Origin of the sequence: Roseovarius spongiae (assembly GCF_003651245.1) — a bacterium.
Classification (GTDB): domain Bacteria; phylum Pseudomonadota; class Alphaproteobacteria; order Rhodobacterales; family Rhodobacteraceae; genus Roseovarius; species Roseovarius spongiae.
Map to the genome: position 1 here is coordinate 79,053 of NZ_RAPE01000003.1, position 20,752 is coordinate 99,804.

General features: G+C 66.3%; 23 protein-coding genes. 11 read left to right on the forward strand and 12 right to left on the reverse strand.

Annotated elements, in window-relative coordinates; all coding sequences use genetic code 11:
* Position 1: 1 nt before the first annotated feature.
* The 3 genes from D6850_RS11625 to D6850_RS11635 form a co-directional block, all read right to left on the reverse strand.
* Positions 2 to 1,360: a lytic murein transglycosylase gene (locus D6850_RS11625; protein WP_121167095.1), complete on the reverse strand. Its 1,359-nt coding sequence runs from the start codon at positions 1,358 to 1,360 to the stop codon at positions 2 to 4.
* Between the two features lie 111 nt (positions 1,361 to 1,471).
* Complete coding sequence (locus D6850_RS11630; RefSeq protein ID WP_121167097.1) at positions 1,472 to 2,614, reverse strand: alpha-D-ribose 1-methylphosphonate 5-triphosphate diphosphatase; 1,143 nt, start codon at positions 2,612 to 2,614, stop codon at positions 1,472 to 1,474.
* Positions 2,611 to 3,336, reverse strand: coding sequence for an esterase/lipase family protein (locus tag D6850_RS11635; protein ID WP_121167099.1), 726 nt, complete (start codon positions 3,334 to 3,336; stop codon positions 2,611 to 2,613). Before D6850_RS11635 ends, D6850_RS11630 begins: the two co-directional genes overlap by 4 nt.
* A gap of 55 nt (positions 3,337 to 3,391) precedes the next feature.
* Here D6850_RS11635 and D6850_RS11640 point away from each other — a divergent pair, with 55 nt between their 5' ends.
* Positions 3,392 to 3,829, forward strand: coding sequence for an NUDIX domain-containing protein (locus tag D6850_RS11640; protein ID WP_121167101.1), 438 nt, complete (start codon positions 3,392 to 3,394; stop codon positions 3,827 to 3,829).
* Between the two features lie 220 nt (positions 3,830 to 4,049).
* Here the strand turns inward: D6850_RS11640 and groL are convergent, their stop codons facing one another.
* Positions 4,050 to 5,702: a chaperonin GroEL gene (gene groL, locus D6850_RS11645; RefSeq protein WP_121167103.1), complete on the reverse strand. Its 1,653-nt coding sequence runs from the start codon at positions 5,700 to 5,702 to the stop codon at positions 4,050 to 4,052.
* Between the two features lie 51 nt (positions 5,703 to 5,753).
* On the reverse strand, positions 5,754 to 6,041 hold the full coding sequence (locus tag D6850_RS11650) for a co-chaperone GroES (protein ID WP_121167105.1): 288 nt from the start codon (positions 6,039 to 6,041) through the stop codon (positions 5,754 to 5,756).
* A gap of 245 nt (positions 6,042 to 6,286) precedes the next feature.
* On the opposite strand from D6850_RS11650, the gene D6850_RS11655 reads away from it, so the two are divergent.
* Complete coding sequence (locus D6850_RS11655) at positions 6,287 to 7,276, forward strand: TraB/GumN family protein (protein ID WP_245964168.1); 990 nt, start codon at positions 6,287 to 6,289, stop codon at positions 7,274 to 7,276.
* A gap of 88 nt (positions 7,277 to 7,364) precedes the next feature.
* Here the strand turns inward: D6850_RS11655 and D6850_RS11660 are convergent, their stop codons facing one another.
* Positions 7,365 to 8,030: a DUF2161 domain-containing phosphodiesterase gene (locus D6850_RS11660; protein WP_121167826.1), complete on the reverse strand. Its 666-nt coding sequence runs from the start codon at positions 8,028 to 8,030 to the stop codon at positions 7,365 to 7,367.
* 96 nt (positions 8,031 to 8,126) lie between these two features.
* Here D6850_RS11660 and D6850_RS11665 point away from each other — a divergent pair, with 96 nt between their 5' ends.
* The gene (locus D6850_RS11665; protein ID WP_121167109.1) at positions 8,127 to 9,047 is read left to right on the forward strand and encodes a manganese-dependent inorganic pyrophosphatase; all 921 of its coding nucleotides are present in this window, start codon (positions 8,127 to 8,129) and stop codon (positions 9,045 to 9,047) included.
* Between the two features lie 48 nt (positions 9,048 to 9,095).
* Positions 9,096 to 9,350, forward strand: a complete 255-nt coding sequence (locus D6850_RS11670) for a DUF1294 domain-containing protein (protein WP_121167113.1) — start codon at positions 9,096 to 9,098, stop codon at positions 9,348 to 9,350.
* Between the two features lie 214 nt (positions 9,351 to 9,564).
* Here D6850_RS11670 and D6850_RS11675 read toward each other — a convergent pair whose 3' ends face one another.
* On the reverse strand, positions 9,565 to 10,446 hold the full coding sequence (locus D6850_RS11675) for a cation diffusion facilitator family transporter (RefSeq protein ID WP_121167115.1): 882 nt from the start codon (positions 10,444 to 10,446) through the stop codon (positions 9,565 to 9,567).
* Between the two features lie 158 nt (positions 10,447 to 10,604).
* Between D6850_RS11675 and D6850_RS11680 the strand changes: the two genes are divergently transcribed.
* Both D6850_RS11680 and D6850_RS11685 read left to right on the forward strand, forming a co-directional pair.
* On the forward strand, positions 10,605 to 11,480 hold the full coding sequence (locus D6850_RS11680) for an HAD family hydrolase (protein ID WP_121167117.1): 876 nt from the start codon (positions 10,605 to 10,607) through the stop codon (positions 11,478 to 11,480).
* Positions 11,481 to 11,579: 99 nt separating this feature from the next.
* Positions 11,580 to 12,023, forward strand: a complete 444-nt coding sequence (locus D6850_RS11685; RefSeq protein ID WP_121167119.1) for a MaoC family dehydratase — start codon at positions 11,580 to 11,582, stop codon at positions 12,021 to 12,023.
* A 54-nt stretch (positions 12,024 to 12,077) separates the two neighbouring features.
* Here the strand turns inward: D6850_RS11685 and D6850_RS11690 are convergent, their stop codons facing one another.
* The gene (locus D6850_RS11690; protein WP_121167121.1) at positions 12,078 to 12,353 is read right to left on the reverse strand and encodes a DUF4242 domain-containing protein; all 276 of its coding nucleotides are present in this window, start codon (positions 12,351 to 12,353) and stop codon (positions 12,078 to 12,080) included.
* Between the two features lie 146 nt (positions 12,354 to 12,499).
* Here D6850_RS11690 and D6850_RS11695 point away from each other — a divergent pair, with 146 nt between their 5' ends.
* The 4 genes from D6850_RS11695 to D6850_RS11710 all read left to right on the forward strand — a co-directional run bounded on the left by D6850_RS11695 (position 12,500) and on the right by D6850_RS11710 (position 15,916).
* A complete protein-coding gene (locus D6850_RS11695) occupies positions 12,500 to 13,414 on the forward strand; it encodes a LysR family transcriptional regulator (RefSeq protein WP_121167123.1) in 915 nt (304 codons plus the stop codon).
* 74 nt (positions 13,415 to 13,488) lie between these two features.
* Positions 13,489 to 14,427, forward strand: coding sequence for a bifunctional riboflavin kinase/FAD synthetase (locus D6850_RS11700; protein ID WP_121167125.1), 939 nt, complete (start codon positions 13,489 to 13,491; stop codon positions 14,425 to 14,427).
* Positions 14,424 to 14,876, forward strand: a complete 453-nt coding sequence (locus D6850_RS11705; RefSeq protein ID WP_121167828.1) for a YcgN family cysteine cluster protein — start codon at positions 14,424 to 14,426, stop codon at positions 14,874 to 14,876. Before D6850_RS11700 ends, D6850_RS11705 begins: the two co-directional genes overlap by 4 nt.
* On the forward strand, positions 14,876 to 15,916 hold the full coding sequence (locus D6850_RS11710; RefSeq protein ID WP_121167127.1) for a threonine aldolase family protein: 1,041 nt from the start codon (positions 14,876 to 14,878) through the stop codon (positions 15,914 to 15,916). Before D6850_RS11705 ends, D6850_RS11710 begins: the two co-directional genes overlap by 1 nt.
* 33 nt (positions 15,917 to 15,949) lie before the next feature.
* On the opposite strand, the gene D6850_RS11715 is transcribed toward D6850_RS11710, so the two are convergent.
* Positions 15,950 to 16,759: an alpha/beta fold hydrolase gene (locus tag D6850_RS11715; RefSeq protein WP_121167129.1), complete on the reverse strand. Its 810-nt coding sequence runs from the start codon at positions 16,757 to 16,759 to the stop codon at positions 15,950 to 15,952.
* 175 nt (positions 16,760 to 16,934) lie between these two features.
* Between D6850_RS11715 and D6850_RS11720 the strand changes: the two genes are divergently transcribed.
* Positions 16,935 to 17,951, forward strand: a complete 1,017-nt coding sequence (locus tag D6850_RS11720; protein ID WP_121167132.1) for a ribose-phosphate pyrophosphokinase — start codon at positions 16,935 to 16,937, stop codon at positions 17,949 to 17,951.
* A gap of 32 nt (positions 17,952 to 17,983) precedes the next feature.
* Here the strand turns inward: D6850_RS11720 and D6850_RS11725 are convergent, their stop codons facing one another.
* From D6850_RS11725 to atpD, 3 genes are all read right to left on the reverse strand, one after another.
* On the reverse strand, positions 17,984 to 18,334 hold the full coding sequence (locus D6850_RS11725) for an H-type lectin domain-containing protein (RefSeq protein WP_121167134.1): 351 nt from the start codon (positions 18,332 to 18,334) through the stop codon (positions 17,984 to 17,986).
* A 399-nt stretch (positions 18,335 to 18,733) separates the two neighbouring features.
* Positions 18,734 to 19,180 (reverse strand): F0F1 ATP synthase subunit epsilon, encoded by a 447-nt coding sequence (locus D6850_RS11730; protein ID WP_121167136.1) that lies wholly within the window; start codon positions 19,178 to 19,180, stop codon positions 18,734 to 18,736.
* Positions 19,181 to 19,271: 91 nt separating this feature from the next.
* The gene (atpD, locus tag D6850_RS11735) at positions 19,272 to 20,696 is read right to left on the reverse strand and encodes a F0F1 ATP synthase subunit beta (RefSeq protein ID WP_121167138.1); all 1,425 of its coding nucleotides are present in this window, start codon (positions 20,694 to 20,696) and stop codon (positions 19,272 to 19,274) included.
* Between the last annotated feature and the right edge of the window lie 56 nt (positions 20,697 to 20,752).

Sequence of the window (20,752 nt, forward strand, 5' to 3'; positions counted from 1 at the left end):
TTCAGCCGCCCTTGAGCGCCTTCAGCAATTGCCGCGACGGATAGCCGTCCGGCGGCATGCCGCGCAATTTCTGGAATGCACGGATCGCGGTGATGGTCTTGGGGCCGATCAGCCCGTCGATGGCCTGCACGTCGTAGCCCCGGCGCTTGAGATGACGCTGGATTTCCTTCTTCTGGCGCGAGGTGGTCGACTGGTACTGGCGCGGCCAGTTCGCCTGGATGGCGGGCCCGCCCTTGAGCCGGTCGGACAGGTGCCCGACGCCGATCACGTAGGCGTCGGCCTTGTTGTATTTCTCGATCACGCTGAAATTGTGGAAGATCATGAAGGCCGCGCCCTGCGTTCCCGCCGGCAACAAGATGGAGGCGTCGCCGTAATTCGGCACCGGCCTGCCGTGAATGTCGCGTACGCCTTCGGCGGCCCAGGCGGACGGCGCCTGCGTGAGCGACCGGCGAGCGCGCGCCGGATCAAACCCGCGCGGCAGGATCACCTCCACGCCCCAGGGCTGGCCCTTCCTCCAGCCGAACCGCGCGAGATAGGCCGCGGTCGAGGCCAGCGCGTCGGTCGGGTCATCCGACCAGATATCGCGCCTTCCGTCGCCGGTGAAGTCCACCGCGTAGGCGAGATAGGAGGTCGGGATGAACTGTGTATGCCCCATCGCCCCCGCCCAGGACCCGGTCATCAAGCGCGGTGCCACGTCGCCCGCCTGCACGATCTTGAGCGCCGCGATCAGCTGTTTCTCGAAGAACCGCCCGCGCCGTCCGTCATAGGCCAGCGTCGCGAGGCTCTGGATCAGCGGACGCGAGCCGCGCCGCGCGCCATAGGCGCTCTCCATGCCCCAGATCGCGGTAACGACCTCCTTTTCGACGCCGAAATGCGCCTCGATCCTTTCCAGCGTGCGGCGATGGCGGCGCAGCTCGCGCTTGCCGTTGCTGATCCGCGTGGGCGACACCGCGCTGTCGAGGTATTCCCATATCTGCTTGGTGAACTCGGATTGGTTGCGGTCGAGCTTCACCACGCCCGGGTCGTATTGCACGCCGCTGAAGGCCGCGTCGAACACGCGTCCCTGAACGCCGGCCGCCCCGGCGCGGCCGCGGAAACCGCGGATCCAGTTGGCGAAGCCCGGATTCACCGCCGACACCTGCACGACCGCCGGCTTTGCGGCCTGCGTGGGACGCAGCACGGGGCGCAGTGACACCACCGGCATGGCCTCGCGGGTGACGGTCTCGTCCCGCGTCACGATGCGCAGACCGACAGGCCGTACCTGCGGTCTCAGCGATGTCCTGAGTTCCGCCGCGGTGACGCTTGCGCCCTGCAACATCGCCAGTCCGGCGACTGCTGCCCACAGAATTGCCGTTCGCATTCCCTCGCCCTTTTGTTTGCTGCCTCGAAACAGAGTGTAGCCAAACAAGGTCCGAATCGGAAGCGACAATGAAAACGCCGCGCGGTGCGCCGCCGATCCCGACGCTCGGCGCTAGCCCATGAACCGCGCCGCCGCTTCACCCCGGGCATAGCTGATCCGCCCCGCGCACAGCGTCGCCGCCACCCGCCGCGTGGCCGCGTCGAGCACCACGAGATCAGCGCGCATGCCCGGCGTCAGCGCGCCCCGATCGCGCAGGCCCAGCACCGCCGCCGGCCCGCCCGAGACAAGACGCCAGGCCGCGGCCAGGTCGCAAAGCCTTGCATCCGCCAGCAGGTACGCCGCCGCGCGCAACGAAGGATAGTGGTAGTCGGACGCGATCGCATCGACCAGCCCCATCGCGACCAGGTCCGGCGCGCTCACGTTGCCGTTATGCGACCCGCCCCGCACCACGTTGGGCGCGCCCATGACCACCACGCCGCCCGCCGCCCGCGCCGCCTCGGCCGCCTCCAGCGTCTCGGGAAACTCGCACACAGCGACGCCCCGCGCCTGCCACGCGGCGCGCTCGGCCGCGGTCCGGTCGTCATGGCTGCCCATCAGTACGCCGCGCGCGCGCAAGGCGGCGGTGAGCCGCTCAATGGCGGCCGGAACCTCGTGCATGCGCGCATGCATCGCCTGCATTGCTTCGAGATGGCGCTCGGGGCTGCGCCCGATCCGCAACGCCTGCCCGTTAAGGCGCGGCGGTCGCTTGCCACGCGCCAGCGCGTCATGCGGCAAATGATCACTGAACGCCACGTAACCGATTCGGTGTGCGTCGATCACGTCGAGCACCGCGTCGTAAGCGTCGAGCATCGGCGTCTCGAACCGCAGCTGAGCGCGCAGGTCGGTGACGGTCGCGCCGCGCACCCTCTCCAGCGCGCCGAAGACGCGGACCGCGAAATCGGGGCCGCGCATGCCGCCCTCCCAGCTGTAGAACTGCGCCAGAACGGCGGTCGTGATCCCGTTCGCGGCAAACTCCGCCTCGGCGGCGATCAGCCCGCCGTCCATGTCCTTCATCGCGCCGCGCCGGGGCGCGAGGTGCCGCTCGAACCCGTCGCCATGGATGTCGACGATGCCCGGCAGCACCAGGAAACCGCTCAGATCCACTTCGCGACCCTGCCCATCCGCGACGATCAGGCCGCCTTCGAACGCCAGAGGCGTCTCGTGCAGACCGTCGGGCAGAAGCACCTGCGCCCCAGTCAGCCGCAGCGGCCTCATGGCGCGTCCCCGCCGGGGAAAAAGTCGCCGAGACCGATCTCGTGATCGAATCGACCGTCACGCAGGAACGCGGTCACTTCGTGGATCACCAGCGGGCTGTTCATCATGAATGTATGCGTCACCGGCAGCGCGATGTGATCGGCCATGCCAGCGACCCTGGTCGAGGCGACCGACACCTTGCCGTCATCCACGCCCCTGATCAGGAACGAGAAATAGGGATTGAGCGAGCGCGTGCCAGCAATCACCCCGAGCGGGAAATCAACCGGCGGCAGGCTCTCGGTCAATGTGTCCGGCCCGGTTTCGAGCTGCATCCCCGCCGGCCCGTTCAGCCACTCGAACAGTTCCAGCCCGCCCAGTTCGTCCACCACTTCCGAGCCGTGGTTGGGGGGCGCCAGCATGACCACGCGCCCCAGTCGCGCGGGCCTGTTATTCTCGAGCCACACGCGCAACAGGATGCCGCCCATCGAATGGGTGACGAAATGAACCGGCGCGTCCCCGCAGGCCGCAACCGCTTGCGGCAGGGACTCGTTCGCAAGCACGTCGATCCGCGCCTCGGTCGAGGGATAGCTGGGCGCGATCACCCGATACCCCTCGGCCTCGAGCACCTCCTGCATGACCAGGAAGGACGCATCCGTCCGCGCCAACCCGTGCAGCAGGATCACGCAATCGGCAAGCGCCGCGCCGGGACACGCAAGGGCCAGGAGAACGCAGAGGATTTTCATACCGGTGCAGATATGCGCAAATGCGCCTCACCGCTAGGTCTAACCGGAGGTCGCCATGCCCATTCGCCTTGCAGTGCGCGCCGTGATCGTCAGGGACTCCCGCCTGCTTCTCGTCAATGCCTATCCGGGCGATCAGAGCGACCTGTGGTGCGCCCCCGGCGGCGGGGTCGAGCCGCATGAGGGGCTGGCCGAAACCCTCGCGCGCGAATTGCGCGAGGAGATCGGTCTGCGCGTCAACGTGGGCGCGCCCTGTCTCGTCAACGAATTTCACGCGCCTGCCAGCGGGCTCCACCAGGTCGAGGTCTTCTTCCGCTGCGACATGCAAGGCGGCGCGCTTCCGCCGCGCTGGCGCGACCCGGCGGGCGTGGTCAACCGGCACGGCTGGTTCACGCGCGCCGAACTCGCCGCTCTGCGTCTCAAGCCCGACAGCCTGCCCCGCGTCGCCTTCTCGGACGATGTCGCCTACGACGCGCTGGAAACGCTGGTGCGGTGACGGCGCCGGGACAGCCTTGCGGCTGGTCCTTCTTCTTGCCGGCAGATATCCCCGCCGGAGGCATGAAAACTCTTCCGGAGCGACGGAAACGAGAAAGGGCCGCCCGTAGGCGACCCTTGGTGATGCTTGATCGAGCGTTCCGGGCGGTCAAGGCTCTCGGTATTTGGCTGCGCCAAACGCCTGCCGCCTTGACCTGAACGGTTTTCGCGGGGCGAGAACCTTACATCATGCCGCCCATGCCGCCCATGCCGCCCATGTCGGGCATGCCGCCGCCGGCGCCTGCGCCCTCTTTCTGCGGCTTGTCGGCCACCATCGCTTCGGTGGTGATGAGCAGACCGGCGATCGAGGCGGCGTCCTGAAGCGCGTGGCGCACGACCTTGGCCGGGTCGATGACGCCGAACTTGAACAGGTCGCCGTATTCCTCGGTCTGGGCGTTGAAGCCGAACTTGGCGTCGTCGCTCTCGCGGATCTTGCCGGCCACGACCGAGCCGTCGACGCCCGCGTTCTCGGCGATCTGGCGCAGCGGCGCTTCGAGCGCCTTGCGCACGATGCCGATGCCCACGGTCTGATCGTTGTTGTCGCCCGTCAGCCCTTCGAGCACCTTGCCCGCCTGAACGAGCGCCACGCCGCCGCCCACGACGATGCCTTCCTGAACAGCCGCGCGGGTCGCGTTGAGCGCGTCGTCAACGCGGTCCTTGCGTTCCTTCACCTCGACCTCGGTCATGCCGCCGACGCGGATCACGGCGACGCCCCCGGCGAGCTTGGCCACACGTTCCTGCAGCTTCTCGCGGTCGTAGTCGCTGGTGGTTTCCTCGATCTGGTTGCGGATCTGGGTGACCCGCGATTCGATCTCGGCCTTCTCGCCCGCGCCATCGACGATGGTGGTCTCGTCCTTGGTGATCTCGACCTTCTTGGCCGACCCGAGCATGTCCATCGTGACATTCTCGAGCTTCATGCCGAGATCCTCGGAGATCACCTGGCCGCCGGTCAGGATCGCGATGTCCTGCAGCATCGCCTTGCGGCGATCACCAAAGCCCGGCGCCTTGACGGCGGCGATCTTCAGGCCACCGCGCAGCTTGTTCACCACGAGCGTGGCCAGGGCTTCGCCCTCTACGTCTTCGGCGATGATCAGCAGCGGCTTCTGCGACTGGATCACGCTCTCGAGCAGCGGAACCATCGGCTGGAGCGACGACAGCTTCTTCTCGTGGAGCAGGATCATGCAGTCTTCGAGATCGGCCACCATCTTGTCGGGGTTGGTGACGAAATAGGGGCTGAGGTAACCACGGTCGAACTGCATCCCCTCGACAACGTCGGTCTCGGTCTCGAGGCCCTTGTTCTCCTCGACGGTGATGACGCCCTCGTTGCCGACCTTCTGCATCGCGTCCGCGATCATCTGGCCGATGCTGGCCTCGCCGTTGGCGGACACGGTGCCGACCTGCGCGACCTCGGCGCTGTCGGACACTTCGCGGGCGGCGGATTTGATCGCCTCGACGACCTTGGCGGTGGCCAGGTCGATGCCGCGCTTGAGATCCATCGGGTTCATTCCGGCGGCGACGGATTTCGTGCCTTCCTTGACGATGGCCTGGGCCAGCACGGTGGCGGTGGTGGTGCCGTCGCCGGCTTCGTCATTGGTGCGGCTGGCCACTTCCTTGACCATCTGCGCGCCCATGTTCTCGAACTTGTCCTCGAGCTCGATCTCCTTGGCGACGGAAACGCCGTCCTTGGTGATGCGCGGCGCGCCGAACGACTTGTCGAGGACGACGTTGCGGCCCTTGGGGCCGAGCGTGACCTTGACCGCGTCAGCGAGGATGTTCACGCCGCGCAACATCTTGTTGCGGGCTTCGGTATCGAATTTGACGTCTTTAGCAGCCATTTCTCGATTTCCTATCAGTCAGTGTTGCGTGATGCGACGGTGGGCGCGGCCTCAGGCCATCTTGCCCAGGATGTCGCTCTCTTTCATGATCAGCAGTTCTTCACCGTCGATGGTGATCTCGGTGCCCGACCACTTGCCGAACAGGATGCGATCGCCTTCCTTGACGTCGGGCTTGATCCGATCGCCGTCATCGTCGCGCGCGCCTTCGCCGACGGCGACGATTTCGCCCTCGCTGGGCTTTTCCTTGGCGCTGTCGGGGATGATCAGCCCGCCCTTGGTTTTCTCTTCGCTTTCAACGCGGCGGACAAGCACGCGGTCATGCAGCGGTATAAATGCCATCTCTGAGGCTCCTTGGCTCAAAGTTACTCCGATCGGGTCCGGCCGGACCCGTTAGCACTCACTTCTTGCGAGTGCTAACGGCGCATAGCTAGGCAGCCGGGGGCGGCCTGTCAACAGGACTCTTGCGAAAAGTCGCGCCCAAGGGATCGGCGGCGGGGGGCGTATGGACGCCGATGCGCCGGACGCTTGATCCTACCGCCGGCATGGTTACATCTACGCCCTGGTCCCATGCGGAGTTACGAGAATTGAAAGCCCTCCTCGCCACCCTCGCCTGCCTGCTGTTCCTGCCGGGGATCGCCGCCGCGCGCTGTGGCGGGACCGACATGATCGCCGCCCTGCCCGCATCCGAACGCGAGGCCCTTGAGCGGGCCGCGCAGGCCGCTCCATATCCCGAAGGGCTGCTCTGGCGCGCGGAGCGCGGGTCCACGCGCCTTACGATCTTTGGCACCTATCACTTCGAACATGACCGCACCCGCGCCCATCTCGACGCGCTCGCGACCCATATCAAGGCGGCGGACGCCGTCTATCTCGAGATGTCGACCGCCGACCAGGAACGCCTTGAGCGGCAGATGGCCGAAGACCCCTCGATCATGTTCATCACCGAAGGCCCGACCCTGCCCGACCTTCTGGGCGAAGAAGACTGGCGCACCCTGCGGGACGAGCTCGGCGAGCGCGGATTCCCGTCATTCATGGCCGCCAAGTTCAAGCCGATCTGGGCGTCGATGATGCTCGGCATCGGCCCCTGCGAGGCGCAGGCCGGCGCGCTCATGGGCGCGGGCATCGACGAAATGATCGGCCAGACCGCCGCCGCCGCCGGCGTTCCCACGCGCTCGCTCGAGGACGCGACGGCGGTGCTGTCGCTGCTCGACGACATGCCACGCGAAGAACAGCTCGACGCGATCCGGCTGTTCCTCGCATGGCCGGGCGACGCGGATGACGCGGCCTACACGCTGCGCCAGCGCTACCTGGCCCAGCAAACCGCGCTGATCTGGGAATTCTCGCGCAAGATCTCGACCGAGGAGAGCGGCCCGCAAGCCGAGGCGAACTTCGAGCGGTTCGAAACCCTGCTGCTGCGCGATCGCAACGCCGAATGGGCTGATCTGCTGACCGGCGACGACGTGACCGGCGACGTGTTCATCGCCGCTGGCGCCGGGCACCTGCCCGGCGAGCACGGCCTGCTGCACATGCTCGAAACCCGCGGGTTCAAGATCGAGCGGATTCCGTTCGACTCCTGATGCGGGGCAAACGCAACCTCTTTCTTCTTGCTCCAAATATCCTCGCCGAAGGCGGCCGAGTTCAGCCGCGAAGGTCGCGGCTCGATGCTCAGGGCGGCGGCGCTGCGGCGATCATCTCGGCCCCCGCATCGCTCAACGCATAGACCCCGTGCGCCACGCGGCGGAACCAGCCGTGGTGGTTGTCGGCCATGATCCGGGTGGCGCGCGCCACGCCGCTGGCGCGGGCGACATCGGCGCCCCGCGCAGTCTCGACCTCGGCGAGGCAGGCGGCGCAGCGCAGTGCGTCCTGCCGGTAGGCGGTCATTACCTGCCCGTTGGTCCCGCCCGCCGTCGGGTCGCCCTCGCGCGCGTCGAATTCGCGCAGCATCGCGGCGCGGCGCGGCTTGGAGCGTCGCGGGCGGAACGGGCCGGGTTCGGCATGCACGCGCGCCGCCCCCTCCCCGAGATCGACAGAAATGACGCCGATCCCGAGCCGGCGGCACAGGCCGATGTTGCCCTTGAACACGCGCCAGCCCGCCTTGCCCGACCAGCGCGGCACCGCGACATAGACCCGCTCGGTGATCGCCTGCCGCGCCGCCGCCTGCTGCAGTAGGATCAGCGAAAAGCCTGACTTCAACTCGACGATCACCGGCTCCTCGCCGTCGCGGCGCGCCATGAGATCCGCACCACCGATCTCGCCCTTGACGGCATAGCCGCGCGCCTCGAACAGCGTCTTCACCGGGGCGTAGAGTTCGGTTTCGGCGGGCTTGCTCATGGCGCGCAGTCTGGCCCCCGCCTGCGCGCGTGACAAGGCCGGATCGCGCGCCTATAACGCGCGAAAATTCTTTCACACGCGCAAGAGGCTTTGGTCATGAAAACACTCGTCTTCGGTCACACGTCACCCGATACCGACAGCACCGGATCGCCGATCCTCTGGGCCTGGTACATCAACGAGGTCCTGGGCGGGAACGCCGAAGCCGTCCTGCTGGGCGAGCCGAGCACCGAGGCGGCCTTCATGCTGAAGCATTGGCAACTGCCCACGCCGCGCATCATTTCCGACGTCGAGCCGGGCCAGCCCTGCGTCGTCGTCGACACCAACAACCCCGCCGAACTGCCGGCCGGGATCAACGACGCGGACCTGCGCGCGATCATCGACCATCACAAGCTGGTCGGCGGGCTTCACACGAAGGGCGCGATCGACGTGACGATCCGCCCGCTGGCCTGCACGGCGACGGTGATGATCGACCTGATGGGCGAGGACGCCGCCAATATGCCCGACTGGGCCAAAGGCGCGGCGCTGACCTGCATCCTGAGCGACACGCTGGAATTCCGCAGCCCGACCACCACCGACCATGACCGCGCTGTGGCCGAGCGGCTGGCCGACGAGCTTGGCGTCGATATCGGCGATTACGCCGCGCAGATGTTCGCGGCGAAATCCGATGTCTCGGCCTTTTGCGAGGCGGAGCTGCTGCGCATGGACAGCAAGGAATACGAGGTCTCCGGCGTCAGTTTCCGCGTCTCCGTGCTCGAGACGACCGCGCCGCGCACGGTTCTGGAACGCAAGGAAGCGCTGATGTCGGCGATGCCGAAGGTCGCCGCCGAGGACGGGGTCGACCAGGTGCTGCTCTTCGTGGTGGACATCCTCAACGAGGAGGCGACGCTGCTCATCCCCAACGACATGGTACGGGACGTTGCCGCGAAATCCTTCGACGTCGCGGTCGAGGGCGACGCCGTGGTCCTGCCCGGCGTGATGAGCCGCAAGAAGCAGATCATCCCGAGCCTCAAGGTCTGATCCGTGATCGGAACTGGCCATCCTGCGGCGATCGCGGGTTATGTCCTGATGGTGAACGCCGTGACTTTCACGGCGTTCCGGTTGGACAAGAACCGTGCACGGACGCAGGAATGGCGCATCCCGGAAAAGACCCTCTTGACGATGGCGATGGTTGGCGGCTGGCCTGCCGCCAAGCTGGCGCAGCGCGTTCTGCGGCACAAGACGCGCAAGCAACCCTTCGCGCGCACGCTCAATATCATCGGTCTCGCGTGGCTTTGGGTGTTCGGCCTTTTTATCGCCGCGGCGATCCTGACTGCGGGATAAGCTGCGCGCCGGGATAGCCGAAGGTGCTGTGCGCGTCCTTCCCCGGGAAATGATCCACGCCGTTCGCGTCAACCATGTTTTCGACATCCGCGAGGTCCGCGACGGCCCGTCAATCGCCCGAACTTATCGTCATGTCCGTGTCGTTCTGTGTGAAATTCGGCATGTCTGTTCCGCCAAGTAAAATTCGACCGGTCAAACCGAGGCGGCGGGGTTACTACTGCGCGATCTCGATTGTGGCGTGACCGATGCCGTAGCGTTCGTCCAGCAGCGCCTTGATCGCCTCTTTCACCGCCGCGGGATCGGCGCCGGGGTCCAGTTCCGCTTCGAGCGTCAACATGGGCCGTTCCTGCGTGACCGACCAGGCGTGCAGATGCTCGACCCGCGCCAGCCCGTCGATCTCGTCCGTCAGCGCCTGAGTCGCCTCGCGCCGGTCGAACCCGGCGGGCGTGCCTTCGAGCAGGATATGCCCGCTCTGCGCCACCACCGCCCAGGCCGAGCGCAGGATGATCACCGCCACCAACACCGACAGGATCGGGTCTATGGGCGTCCATCCGGTCCAGATAATGACCAGCGCCGCCATCAGCGCCGCGATGGATCCCAGCAGGTCGCCCATCACGTGCAGCGTAGCGGCGCGCACGTTCAGGTTCTCGCCCTCGCCGCGCGTCAGCACGAGGAATGCGACGATGTTCACGACCAGCCCCGCCAGCGCGATCCAGAGCATGACGCCGCCCAGGACCTCCTGCGGATGGGTCAGGCGGCCTATCGCCGCCCAGACGATCCAGCCCGCGATCACGAACAGCGCCAGCCCGTTGACGAAGGCCGCCAGCACCGAGAAACGGTCAAACCCATAGGTGCGCTTCCAGTCCGCCGGCCTGCGCGCCAGGCGGAAGGCCAGCCAGGCGAGGGTCAGCGACGCGAAATCGGTCAGCATGTGGCCCGCATCCGCCATGAGCGCGAGACTCCCCGCGACCAGCCCGCCGGTCACCTCGGCAAGCATGAACGCGCCGGTGAGCGCGGCGGCGATGCCGATCCTGCGCTCGTCGCCGGTGGCGTGGGCGTGCGCCGCATCGGCGCGCCCGGTATGATCGTGCGGCATTAAACCCTCGCTTTCTCGCGCCGATCCTCTGTGCCGCGACAACGCCTCGCCAAGGGAAGAAGGTCCATCGCAATTGCCCATGCGCGGGCAATCGCCTCTGGCCAGATCCGCCGCCGCCTGCCATATCTTTGCCGCCTAGACAGCAGACGGAGGCCCACGTGACCCGGATCATCCATTCCCTCGCCGAAATTTCCGATCGGTACGAGGCGCTCTTCGTCGATCTCTGGGGCTGCCTGCACAACGGCGTGACCGCCTTTCCCGACGCGGTCGCGGCGGTGCGGGCCTTCCGCGAGGGCGGCGGGCGCGTGGTGCTCGTCACCAACTCGCCCAAGCCGCGCGCCGGGGTCGAGGCGCAGCTCGAGCAGTTCGGCGTGCCCCGCGACGCCTATGACGCCATCGCAACCTCTGGCGATTCCGCGCGCGCGGCGATGTTCCGCGGCGCGGTCGGCCAGAAGGTGTGGTTCATGGGTGATGCGGAACGCGACGATGGTTTCTTCGAGCCGCTCGAAGTGCTGGACGATCCGCTCGAGATCACCCGCGTGCCGCTAAAGGAGGCCGAAGGCATCGTCTGCTGCGGACCTTTCGACCCCTTCGCCGACCCGGACGTGAACCGGCCCGAGTTCCTCTATGCGAAGCAGAAGGGGCTGAAACTGCTCTGCGCCAATCCCGACATCGTCGTGGACCGCGGCGAACGGCGCGAATGGTGCGCGGGGGCGCTGGCGCGGCTCTATACGGAGATGGGGGGCGAAAGCCTCTATTTCGGCAAGCCGCACCCGCCGATCTACGACCTCGCGCGTCGTCGTCTGGTCGCGCTTGGCAAGGACATCGGCAACCACGCGATCCTCGCCATCGGGGACGGCATCGGAACCGACATCCGCGGCGCCATGGGCGAGGACATCGATTCGCTCTTTATCGCCGGGGGGCTCGCCATGCGCGAAACGAAGACCGAGCACCACCCCGACGCTGACGCGCTCGAGGCCTACCTGGCAAAGGAGAAGGCCAGTCCGACCTACACGATCGGGCGGTTGCGGTGACGGTTTGGGGTTGATTTTCTGCACCCGCGAAGTAATAAAGTTGCCAAACCCGACGCCGTGACGCCGGATTATTGCTCTTGCAGCGACGAGGAGGGCGAGATGTTAGACAACCTGCCGCGTGGAACCATCACCATCGAAGAGATCGAGATGGGCATGGTCCGGCACCTGCAAAAGGTCGTGACGGACGAGGATATCGAGATGTTCGCGCAGGTCTCGACCGACCGCAACCCCGTGCATCTCGATGACGACTACGCCCGCGATACGATCTTCGAGGGGCGCATCGCGCACGGGATGCTGACCGCCGGGCTGATCTCGGCGGTGATCGGTGAGCAGCTTCCGGGGCACGGGACCGTCTACATGGGCCAGACGCTCAAGTTCCTCGCGCCCGTGCGCCCCGGCGACATGGTCCGCGCCGAGGTCGAGGTGATCGCTATCGACCACGCCAAACGCCGCGTGCAGCTCGACTGCCGCTGCCTGGTGGACGGCAAGAAGGTGCTCGTGGGCGAGGCGACGGTGCTGGCGCCTTCGACCAAGTTCGACTGACCCCACCGGTGCTTCCTACATACGCACCGGCAGTGCCGATATCGGCGCGACGCCTCAGTTATTCGCCGTCAACGGATCGATGATCTGTGGAACCTCGGTGATCCTTGTGACCGGGATGCCGCTGAGTTCGGCATGTTTGCGGATTTCCTCGTCCCCTTTCGCAAGATAGACGCAGAACGATTTTTCCCCCGCGATATAGGAATGGACCCACTGGATATCCGGCCCGATCGTGGCGAGCGCCTGGTTCGAGGCACGGGCCGCTCCGCAAAGCTCGGTCAGTGAAAACTCACCGATTCCCGGTATGTCGCGTTCGATCATGTAGCGTTTCATCGTCCTTCCCTTCGGTGTTGTGGATGTGATGACGCCAGCATGAGCGCAATTTCCAAATCTGCATAACCCAATTTTCTTTAGGGGTCGAAAGCTTACCTTTATCTGAAAAGCTTGCGTATTTGTATGCGAAAGGTAACCTTTATCAAATGGTCGTCGTCACACACCTCAAATCGCTTCAGGCGCTCGAACTGGCGATCCGCGAAGGCTCGCTCAAGGGCGCCGCCATGCGGCTCGGCATCACGCCCGCCGCGGTCGGCCAGCGGATTCGCGCGCTCGAAGATTATCTGGGGTCCGATCTACTCTTGAGGGCGCGCTCCGGGTTGCAGCCCACGGTCGAGCTCGGGCAGGCGCTGGATGATTTGCACCGCGCCTTCTCAGCGCTGGAACGGGCCACCGAAACGCTCGATTTCCAGCGGGTCAGCGAAATCCACATCGTTGCGGATCCGGACTGGGCCGAGCTGTGGCTGTCCCCGCGCCTGCCCTCCTTTCGGGACCAGCATCCCAACATCCTGTTCTGTATCAACGGCGCCGGAGACGTCCCCTTGCGACTGGGCGCACCGGATTTGCGCATCACCTATTCCGGCGATGACGACCCGCCCCTCTTTCGCGACGTGTTTCTTCCAGTGACCGGCCCCGACAACACGCGCAGGATCGCGGATTGGGATCCGGTGTTGCAGATGGAGGGCATGCCGCTGCTGCATTTGCAGATGCAACGTGACGATCCAGCCTATCCCGGCTGGCCCGACTGGTTCGCGCGCTTTGGTCACCGCGAATCCGGACCGGAACGCGGTGTGCATTACAAACATGCCCGCCACGCGCTGGACGCCGTGCGGCAGAATGTCGGATTCCTGATCTGCGGCCTCTCGCTGACCCTGGCCGATCTGGAAAACGGGCGCCTCGTCACCCCGTTTCCCAAGACGCAGCACATCGTGGCGCCGCACCCCTACCGGTTGCACCAGCGTGACGGCGCAGCCGGTCGGGCGCAGGTCCAGCGTTTCGTCGCATGGCTGATGAAGCAAGCGCACGACACCCAGATGCAGATCGACGCGATGACCGCCTGACCGATGCGACACCGCCAGAAGGGGAACCGCCATCCCCGCTTGCGCGCCCCTGCCCTGCGCGCTAACCATCCGCCATGCGCACCATCCGCGATTACACCTATGTCGAACCCGACGATCGCGGCGCCAGCGCCGCCATCGGCAATTTCGACGGCGTGCATCTCGGCCACCAGTCGGTGATCGACCTCGCGCGCGAGGCGGGGCGCAAGATCGGCGCGCCGCTCGGCATCGTCACCTTCGAGCCGCACCCGCGCGAATATTTCGCGCCCGACGCTCCGCCCTTTCGCCTGATGAACCCCGCCGCGCGCGCGCACCGGCTCGAAAAGCTGGGCGTCAAGCGGCTTTATGAGCTGAACTTCAACGCCGCGCTGTCCGCGCTCACCCCCGAGGCCTTTGCCCGCGACGTCATCGCCGAGGGTCTTGGCCTGCGCCACGTGGTCGTGGGCGAGGATTTCTGTTTCGGCAAGGGCCGCGCGGGCAACGCCGCCGACCTCGAGCGGTTCGGACGCGAAATGGGTTTCGGCGTCGGCATCGCACATCTTCTGGCTGGCAATAAAGGCGAGGTCAGTTCGACCGCGATCCGCAACGCGCTGAGCGATGGCCGGCCGCGTGACGCCGCGCTGATGCTGGGTCACTGGCACCGGATCGAGGGCGTCGTCGAGGGCGGCGAACAGCGCGGGCGCACCCTGGGCTATCCGACGGCGAACATGCGGCTCGAGGGGCTGCACAAGCCGAAATACGGCGTTTACGCGGTGCGGGTCGACGTGCTCGACGGCGTCCATGCGGGCCATTACCTCGGTGCGGCCTCGCTTGGCGTGCGGCCGCAGTTCGCGGGGCAAGAGCCCAACCTCGAAACCTTCCTCTTCGATTTCTCGGGCGATCTCTACGGCGCCCATCTGTCGATCGCGCTGGTCGAGTATCTGCGCCCGGAAGAGACCTTCGAGAGCCTGGAAGCGTTCATCGCGCAGATGGACGCCGATTGCGCCCGCGCCCGCGCCATCCTGTCCGCGACATGACCAAGCTGCGCCCCCGCTTCTGGGAGACTGTCCCGCTGACCCGCATGACGCGCGAGGAATGGGAGGCGCTCTGCGATGGCTGCGGCAAGTGCTGCATGAACAAGCTCGAAGACGAGGACACCGGCGAGGTGGCGCTGACCCGCGTCGCCTGCCGCCTGTTCGACGACGCGACCTGCCGCTGCGCGCATTACGAGACCCGCCACCGGTTCGTGCCGGAATGCATCGTGCTCAGGCCAAAGAACATGGACGCCAACCTCTACTGGATGCCCGAAACCTGCGCCTACAAGCTGCTATGGACGGGCAAGCCCCTCTTTGACTGGCACCCGCTGATCTCGGGAGATCCAGAGAGCGTCCACTCAGCGGGCGTGTCGATGCAGCACCGCACCGTTTCCGAGACCGAGATCGACGAAGACGACTGGGAAGATCACGTGATAGAGGAGCCGATCTGATGTTCTTTGCCTCCGACAACGCCGGGCCGATGCGTCCCGAGGTGGCGCGCGCGCTGATGGACGCCGATAGCGGCCACGCGCGGCCCTATGGCGCCGATGCGCTCATGGACGAGGTGCGCGCGCAGCTGCGCGAGACCTTCGAAGCGCCCGAAGCGGCGGTCTATCTCGTCGCGACCGGCACCGCGGCCAACGCGCTGGCGCTGGCGACGCTGACGCAGCCCTGGCAGACCGTGTTCTGCACGCCGCTTGCGCATATCCAGGTCGATGAATGCCACGCGCCCGAGTTCTACACTGGCGGCGCGAAGCTCACGCTTGTCGGCGAGGAAGACAAGATGACGTCCGACCAGCTGCGCGCGGCGATCGACGCCTGCGCCCAGGGCGACGTGCATTGCTCGCAGCGCGGGCCGGTGCAGATCACGCAGGTGACCGAGATGGGCCGCGTCTATTCGCTGGACGAGCTGCGCGCGCTGACGGCGGTGGCGAAGGATTACGGCCTGCCCACCTTCATGGACGGCGCGCGCTTTGCCAACGCCTGCGTCGCCCTCGGATGCAGCCCGGCCGAGATGTCATGGCGGGCGGGCGTGGACGCGCTGAGCTTTGGCGGGACCAAGAACGGTTGCGCCGGGGTCGAGGCGGTGATCTTCTTCGATCCCCGCCACGCCTGGGAGTTCGAGCTGCGGCGCAAGCGCGGCGCGCACCTGTTTTCCAAGCACCGGTATCTCTCGGCGCAGATGCGCGGCTATCTCGCCGATGATACGTGGCGCAGCGCCGCCGAGGCCGCGAACGCCAAGGCCGCGCGCCTGGTCGCAGGGCTGCGGGACCTGCCCGACTTCACGCTGCTGGCCGAGCCGCAGGCCAACATGATCTTCGCCACCCTGCCGCGGCGCACGCATCGGCGGCTGCACGACGCGGGCGCGGTCTATGGCCTTTGGGGGACGCTCGAGGGCGACGACGACGAACCGATCATGATGCGCCTCGTCTGCGACTGGTCGATCGGGGACGACCAGATCGACGCCTTTGTCGCCGCCGCCGGGGACTGAGGCGAGGACGGCCCGCGAGGGGCGGACGAGGGGTCAGGCCTGTTGCAGGAAGCGCAGGATTTCCGCGCTGACCTGCGCCGGATGGCTGATCGGCGCCATATGCGCCGCCCCGCCGATGACCGAGCGTTCCGCGCGTGGCAGCCGCGCCGCCAGCGCGTCATTGACCGCGCCAATGATTCCGGGCGATTCGCTGCCCTCGATCAGCAGCGCGGGCGCGGCGACCGAGTCCAGGACGCCGGGCGCCAGCAACCCGCCGATGTCGTCGTAAAGCGCCGGCGTCGCCGCCTCTATCAGCGGAATCCGCGCGATGATGCCGGCGCGCTCGGCTTCGTTCAGATCCTCCCAGGGCGCACCGTCGCCCCAGCGTCCGAGGAACTCGCGCGCCGCCGTTTCATGATCGCCGCGCGCCATCGCCGCGTCGAACGCCGCCTCCTGCGCGCGGCAGGTTTCGGCGGCCTGCGGATCGGCGCGCATCCCGGCGGCGAAGAACACCGGCTCGATCAGCACCAATGTGCGGACGCGGTCGGGATAGTCCACCGCCATCCGCAGCGCCACGGTCCCGCCGAACGAATGGCCGATCACGTCGACCGGACCGGCGCATGCGAAATCCGCCGCGATGCCTGTCGTCACCTGCTGGATTTCGCCGCGCCCGTCCCAATCACCGCTCCGCCCGTGGCCGGGGAGATCGAATGCGGTCATCGTCAGCGCCCCGGACAGGCGCCGCGCCATCCCGCCCCACGCCCCGGATTGCGCGAGGCTGCAATGGATCAGCAGCGCCTCGCGCGGACCCTGCCCGAACGTGGTCCAATATGTCGGAAAACCGCCCCTGATCGCCTTCGGCATGACCTGGATCAGCGATCAAAGCGGGCGCATGGCGCGGGCGCGGGGAAAAAACGGTCGATACGGGTCATTTCGCGGCCCCCTCCTGGGCAGAGCAGCTTTGCCAGACCTTACGCCCATGCTAAGCGGTGTCAACGTCACGAATCTGTCCAACGGAAACCCGCGCGGAGACTTCCCCATGCCAGCCACACCGGAACCGAAACTGATCTCGGGCAACGCCAACATGCCGCTCGCGACGGCGATCGCGCGGCGCATGTCGATGCACAGGGGCGTCAATCTCGGGCTGGTCGATGCGCGGGTCGAACGCTTCAACGACGGCGAGATCTTCGTCGAGGTGTTCGAGAACGTCCGCGGCGAGGACATGTTCATCATCCAGCCGACCTCGAACCCGGCCAACGACAATTTGATGGAACTGCTGATCATGGCCGACGCTCTGCGCCGCTCCTCGGCGATGCGCATCACCGCCGTCATCCCCTATTTCGGCTACGCGCGGCAGGACCGCCGCTCAAAGGCGCGCACGCCCATATCGGCCAAGCTGGTGGCGAACATGCTGGTCGAAGCCGGGATCGAGCGGGTGCTGACGATGGATCTGCACGCCGCGCAGATCCAGGGGTTCTTCGACATTCCGGTGGACAACCTCTATGCCTCGCCGGTCTTCGCGCTCGATATCATGAAGCAGTTCAAGGACGAACTGGACGAGGTGATGATCGTTTCGCCCGACGTGGGCGGGGTGGCCCGAGCGCGGGAGCTGGCCAAGCGGATCAACGCCCCGCTCTCCATCGTGGACAAGCGCCGCGAGAAGGCCGGCGAAGTGGCCGAAATGACGATCATTGGCGACGTGGCGGGCAAGAAATGCATCATCGTGGACGACATGTGCGACACGGCCGGCACGCTCTGCAAGGCCGCGCAGGTTCTGTTGGAAAACGGCGCCTCCGAGGTTCACGCCTACACCACCCATGGCGTCATGTCCGGCCCCGCCGTCGAGCGGATCACCGGGTCGGTCCTGAAGAGCATGGTCATCACCGACACCATCGCCCCGACCGAGGCGGTGCGCAACACGCCCAACGTGCGCATCATCCCGACCGCGCCGGTCTTCGCGCAGGCCATTCTCAATATCTGGAACGGCACCAGCGTGTCCTCGCTCTTCGACACCCCGACGCTGGAGCCGGTCTACGAGGGGCAGTTCGGGAACTGATCGCGCAAGGGGTCATCCCGACTTCGGCGCATTCAATACAATTCCCAATCGTCGGGGTGATGCAATTCCCCGATCGCCATCCAGCGCACTCGCGCGCGCGCGACGCGCGTGTCCGACCACGTGCGAAACACCACCTCGAAGCCGGTTTCGCTGATCGTTTCCGCCCGGACATCCATCCGCGCGTTCGACCCGCTGTCGATGTCCCACATCGACAGGGCGCACTGAACCACGGGCGGGTCGCGGAATCGCTCCTCGAAACGGATTGAGTGCCGGCGCTCACGCTCGCCCGCGCCTGCCCACATGGGCCCGTTTTTTTCGTAATCGGAAAACAGGACGATCTCGCCCTGATCGATCCCGATCAGTCTCGTTTCCAATCTTCTCATGCAGTTCCGTCAATCTTCCCCAGGCCGCAGTCTACCCACAATTGCGACGGAAATGGGAAGGAAAAGTGAAAAGGGGACGTTCCTCAGCCAAGCCGCTTTGCACGGGCGCCAGACGAGTTTTCATGCCTTCGGCGAGGATATTTCGGGGAGAAGATCGGATGCCAAGCGATTGACCGGTGGAAGGACGGGCGCCTCGGCTCCTCCTCGGCCGCCGGCCGTTTTCACGTGTGAGACCACAAAGAAGGCTGCGCTGGCAGGAATTTCGTTTCTGAGCACGTCTTTTTCCCGAAAAGCCTCCGCTCTTATAATTCCGAGCTTCGGACGTGAGGCATGGGCAAAACGCACCAAAAAAGGGGCCCGACGGGCCCCTTTCCGGTGATCTTGCGATGGTTGCCGCGGTCAACCCGGCAGGGGCGCCTTGGACTGGGAATCGAGCCCGATATGGCCGCCCACCGCGACCATGTCGGCCAAGAGCTTGGCCGCGTCATCCACCGGGCCGGGCTCATTTACGAAATTGTCCTGCGCCCTTGCGTGCGCATCCTTCGCCGCCTGCACCATCTCGTCGAAATGTTCCTGCGTCACGTCAGCTTTGGGCAGCGCGCGCTCGGCAAGGACCGAAACGCCGGTCGCGTTGATTTCGGCAAAGCCGCCGGTGACGACGTACTCCGCGTCGCCCTCACCGCTGCGGACGCGCAGGATGCCGGGGCGCAGTGTGGTGATCAGCGGCGCGTGCTCGGGCATGACGGTCATGTCGCCCTCGGCGCCGGGGATCTGCACCTCGCTCGCCTCGACCGAGGTCAGCAGGCGTTCGGGCGACACCAGGTCGAATTGCATCTTGTCAGCCATGTCGGTCTCCTCTTGTGGCGGAAGGTGGGGTGGAGCCCCACGCTACGCCCGGATCGTTGCCGTGGTGGCGGGGCAGGACCCCGCCACGTTCTTAAGCGGCGTCCGCCGCCATGCGCTCGGCCTTGGCCTTCACCTCGTCGATGCCGCCGACCATGTAGAACGCGCCTTCGGGCAGGTGGTCGTATTCGCCGGCGACCACCGCCTTGAACGACGCGATGGTTTCCTCCAGCGGCACCTGCACGCCGTCCGAGCCGGTGAACACCTTGGCGACGTCGAAGGGCTGCGACAGGAAGCGCTGGATTTTCCGCGCGCGGGCCACGGTCAGCTTGTCCTCTTCGCTCAGTTCATCCATCCCGAGGATGGCGATGATGTCCTGAAGCGACTTGTAGCGTTGCAGGATCCCCTGCACGTCCCGCGCGACCTTGTAATGCTCCTCGCCGACGACGGCGGGGTCCATCAGGCGCGACGTGGAATCGAGCGGGTCCACCGCCGGGTAGATGCCCAGCTCCGAAATCGCGCGGCTGAGAACCGTCGTCGCGTCGAGGTGGGCGAAGGTCGTGGCCGGCGCCGGGTCGGTAAGGTCGTCTGCGGGAACGTAGACGGCCTGGATCGAGGTGATCGACCCCGCCTTGGTCGAGGTGATGCGTTCCTGCATGGCGCCCATGTCGGTCGCCAGCGTCGGCTGGTAGCCCACCGCCGAGGGAATACGCCCCAGAAGCGCGGACACCTCGGAACCCGCCTGCGTAAAGCGGAAGATGTTGTCGACGAAGAAAAGAACGTCGGTGCCGGACTGGTCGCGGAACTGCTCGGCCAGGGTGAGGCCGGTCAGGGCGACGCGCGCCCGCGCTCCCGGAGGCTCGTTCATCTGGCCGTAGACCAGCGCCACCTGGCTTTCCTCGAGGTTGTCGGGCTTGATGACGTTGGATTCGATCATCTCGTGGTAGAGGTCGTTACCCTCGCGGGTCCGCTCGCCCACGCCGGCGAAGACGGAGAAGCCCGAGTGCACCTTGGCGATGTTGTTGATCAGTTCCATGATGAGAACCGTCTTGCCCACGCCGGCGCCGCCGAACAGGCCGATCTTGCCGCCCTTGGCGTAGGGGGCCAGCAGGTCCACCACCTTGATGCCGGTGACGAGGATTTCCGAGGCGGTCGACTGTTCCGCAAAGGTCGGCGCGTCCTGGTGGATCGCGCGACGTTCCTCGGCCTTGATCTCGGCGCCTTCGTCCACGGGCTCGCCCACGACGTTGATGATGCGGCCGAGGGTCGCGTTGCCCACCGGCACGGTGATCGGCCCGTCGGTGTCGGTCACTTCCTGCCCGCGCACGAGGCCCTCGGTCGCGTCCATCGCGATGGTGCGCACGGTGCTTTCGCCCAGGTGTTGCGCCACTTCGAGAACCAGGCGCTTGCCGTTGTTGTCGGTGGTGAGCGCGTTGAGGATCTCGGGCAGGTGGTCGTCGAACTGCACGTCCACCACGGCGCCGATCACCTGCGTGATTTTGCCTTTTGCGTTTGCCATGTTTCGTCTCCGTCTTTGGGCGTTCAGGCCCGTGATTCTATTCTGCCGTCGGGTTC

Excerpts from the sequence above, each read along its gene's own strand:
- D6850_RS11625 (WP_121167095.1), bottom strand. The coding sequence starts at position 1,360 with ATGCGAACGGCAATTCTGTGGGCAGCAGTCGCCGGACTGGCGATGTTG.
- D6850_RS11725 (WP_121167134.1), bottom strand. The coding sequence starts at position 18,334 with ATGAGAAGATTGGAAACGAGACTGATCGGGATCGATCAGGGCGAGATC.
- D6850_RS11640 (WP_121167101.1), top strand. The coding sequence starts at position 3,392 with ATGCCCATTCGCCTTGCAGTGCGCGCCGTGATCGTCAGGGACTCCCGC.
- D6850_RS11675 (WP_121167115.1), bottom strand. The coding sequence starts at position 10,446 with ATGCCGCACGATCATACCGGGCGCGCCGATGCGGCGCACGCCCACGCC.
- D6850_RS11665 (WP_121167109.1), top strand. The coding sequence starts at position 8,127 with ATGAAAACACTCGTCTTCGGTCACACGTCACCCGATACCGACAGCACC.
- D6850_RS11690 (WP_121167121.1), bottom strand. The coding sequence starts at position 12,353 with ATGAAACGCTACATGATCGAACGCGACATACCGGGAATCGGTGAGTTT.
- atpD (WP_121167138.1), bottom strand. The coding sequence starts at position 20,696 with ATGGCAAACGCAAAAGGCAAAATCACGCAGGTGATCGGCGCCGTGGTG.
- D6850_RS11730 (WP_121167136.1), bottom strand. The coding sequence starts at position 19,180 with ATGGCTGACAAGATGCAATTCGACCTGGTGTCGCCCGAACGCCTGCTG.
- D6850_RS11630 (WP_121167097.1), bottom strand. The coding sequence starts at position 2,614 with ATGAGGCCGCTGCGGCTGACTGGGGCGCAGGTGCTTCTGCCCGACGGT.
- D6850_RS11670 (WP_121167113.1), top strand. The coding sequence starts at position 9,096 with ATGGTGAACGCCGTGACTTTCACGGCGTTCCGGTTGGACAAGAACCGT.
- D6850_RS11700 (WP_121167125.1), top strand. The coding sequence starts at position 13,489 with ATGCGCACCATCCGCGATTACACCTATGTCGAACCCGACGATCGCGGC.
- D6850_RS11685 (WP_121167119.1), top strand. The coding sequence starts at position 11,580 with ATGTTAGACAACCTGCCGCGTGGAACCATCACCATCGAAGAGATCGAG.
- D6850_RS11650 (WP_121167105.1), bottom strand. The coding sequence starts at position 6,041 with ATGGCATTTATACCGCTGCATGACCGCGTGCTTGTCCGCCGCGTTGAA.
- D6850_RS11715 (WP_121167129.1), bottom strand. The coding sequence starts at position 16,759 with ATGCCGAAGGCGATCAGGGGCGGTTTTCCGACATATTGGACCACGTTC.
- D6850_RS11695 (WP_121167123.1), top strand. The coding sequence starts at position 12,500 with ATGGTCGTCGTCACACACCTCAAATCGCTTCAGGCGCTCGAACTGGCG.
- D6850_RS11635 (WP_121167099.1), bottom strand. The coding sequence starts at position 3,336 with ATGAAAATCCTCTGCGTTCTCCTGGCCCTTGCGTGTCCCGGCGCGGCG.
- D6850_RS11705 (WP_121167828.1), top strand. The coding sequence starts at position 14,424 with ATGACCAAGCTGCGCCCCCGCTTCTGGGAGACTGTCCCGCTGACCCGC.
- groL (WP_121167103.1), bottom strand. The coding sequence starts at position 5,702 with ATGGCTGCTAAAGACGTCAAATTCGATACCGAAGCCCGCAACAAGATG.
- D6850_RS11660 (WP_121167826.1), bottom strand. The coding sequence starts at position 8,030 with ATGAGCAAGCCCGCCGAAACCGAACTCTACGCCCCGGTGAAGACGCTG.
- D6850_RS11710 (WP_121167127.1), top strand. The coding sequence starts at position 14,876 with ATGTTCTTTGCCTCCGACAACGCCGGGCCGATGCGTCCCGAGGTGGCG.
- D6850_RS11720 (WP_121167132.1), top strand. The coding sequence starts at position 16,935 with ATGCCAGCCACACCGGAACCGAAACTGATCTCGGGCAACGCCAACATG.